General features: G+C 67.1%; 3 protein-coding genes and 2 pseudogenes. All 5 read left to right on the top strand.

Annotated elements, in window-relative coordinates:
• Positions 1 to 72, top strand: a pseudogene (locus SD626R_RS17335) (ribonuclease P protein component 1); the annotation flags it as partial.
• Entirely contained in the window at positions 63 to 407 is a 345-nt protein-coding gene (locus SD626R_RS12580) for a 30S ribosomal protein S17 (protein WP_092566692.1), read from the top strand. The pseudogene SD626R_RS17335 and the gene SD626R_RS12580, both read left to right, overlap by 10 nt.
• Positions 407 to 805 (top strand): 50S ribosomal protein L14, encoded by a 399-nt coding sequence (locus SD626R_RS12585; RefSeq protein WP_092566693.1) that lies wholly within the window; start codon positions 407 to 409, stop codon positions 803 to 805. The genes SD626R_RS12580 and SD626R_RS12585 overlap by 1 nt, the downstream gene beginning before the upstream one ends.
• Positions 806 to 807: 2 nt before the next feature.
• Positions 808 to 1164 carry a 50S ribosomal protein L24 gene (rplX, locus tag SD626R_RS12590; RefSeq protein ID WP_092566694.1) on the top strand — a complete coding sequence of 119 codons (357 nt, stop codon included), beginning with the start codon at positions 808 to 810 and terminating at the stop codon, positions 1162 to 1164.
• A pseudogene (locus SD626R_RS12595) lies at positions 1161 to 1480 on the top strand (30S ribosomal protein S4e); the annotation flags it as partial. The gene rplX and the pseudogene SD626R_RS12595, both read left to right, overlap by 4 nt.

A 1480-nucleotide genomic window follows, 5' to 3' on the forward strand; every position in this document is an offset into this window, starting at 1 on the left:
ACGGTGGATGGCGATCGGTTGCGGCATCGACCCGCCGAACGCACCGAACGAGGTGTCACACAATGGCGATAGGAATCGACGTACCCACGCCTCCGGAGCCAGACAACCCGGAGGATTACGACTACGAGAAGTGCCCGTTCCACGGGCAGCTCTCCGTCCGCGGCCAGACCCGAGAGGGAACGGTCGTGTCGACGGATATGGCAAAGACCGTCATCGTCGAGCGAGAGTACGACGTGTTCGTACCGAAATACGACCGGTACATGAAGCGTCGCTCGCGCATCCCGGCCCACGTGCCGGGCGTGCTCGACTCGCTCGAAGTCGGTGACGAAGTGAAGATCGCGGAGACGCGACCGCTCTCGAAGACGAAGTCCCACGTCGTCGTCGAGAACCTGTCGGGTGATCGGTGATGGAGGCCCTCAAGGCCGACGTCACGCAGGGCCTCTCGAAGGGCTCGCTCATCGCGTGCGCCGACAACACCGGCGCCCGCGAGCTGAAGGTGATCTCGGTGGCCGGCTACTCCGGCACCAAGAACCGCCACCCGAAGGCAGGTATCGGCGACAAGGTGACCGTCTCGGTCACCAAGGGGACCCCGGAGATGCGGCGGCAGGTGCTGGAGGCGGTCGTCGTCCGCCAGCGCAAGCCGATCCGCCGCCCGAGCGGGACCCGCGTGAAGTTCGAGGACAACGCGGCCGTCATCATCGACGACCTCGAGGAGCCGCGGGGCACGGAGATCAAAGGCCCCGTCGCCCGCGAGGTCGCCGAACGATTCGGGAGCATCGCCTCGACCGCGACGATGATCGTCTAATCATGACGGAACAGCCACGCAAACAGCGAAAACGGTCGGAGACCGCGCCGCTCCACGAGCGGCAGAACCAGGTCCGAGCCACCCTCACGGACGACCTCCGCGAGGAGTACGGACAGCGCAACGTCCGCGTCAACGCCGGCGACACCGTCGAGGTGCTTCGCGGCGACGCGGCCGGGACGGAGGCGGAAGTCGTTTCCGTCGACCTGTCCGCGGAACGGATCACCGTCGAGGACGTCACCGTCGAGAAGGCGGACGGGGAGGAGGTTCCCCGTCCGATTCCGGCGAGCAACGTCCGGGTGACCGATCTGGACCTGGAAGACGATCGCCGTGAGGCGCGGCTCCGGGAGGACAACGAATGACGCGACACCAGAAGCGACTGTCGGTACCGAACTCCTGGCCGGTCGAGCGCAAGACGGACACGTTCACGGTGAAGGCGGGCGCGGGCCCGCACGGCGAGGCGGGCGTTCCGCTCGTCGTCCTGCTGCGGGACGTGCTCGGCTACGTCGACTCGACGAAGGAGGCGCGCTACGCGCTGAACAACGACTCGGTCCTCGTCAACGGGGACGCCGTCTCGGACGAGCAGCGTCCGATCGGGATGTTCGACATCCTGGCGTTCCCCGAGCGCGGGGAGTTCTTCCGCGTCTTCCCCGACGAGGGCGGTCGGCTCGCGCTGAC

This window comes from Halorubrum sp. SD626R, from assembly GCF_001261915.1.
In the GTDB taxonomy this organism is placed as follows: domain Archaea; phylum Halobacteriota; class Halobacteria; order Halobacteriales; family Haloferacaceae; genus Halorubrum.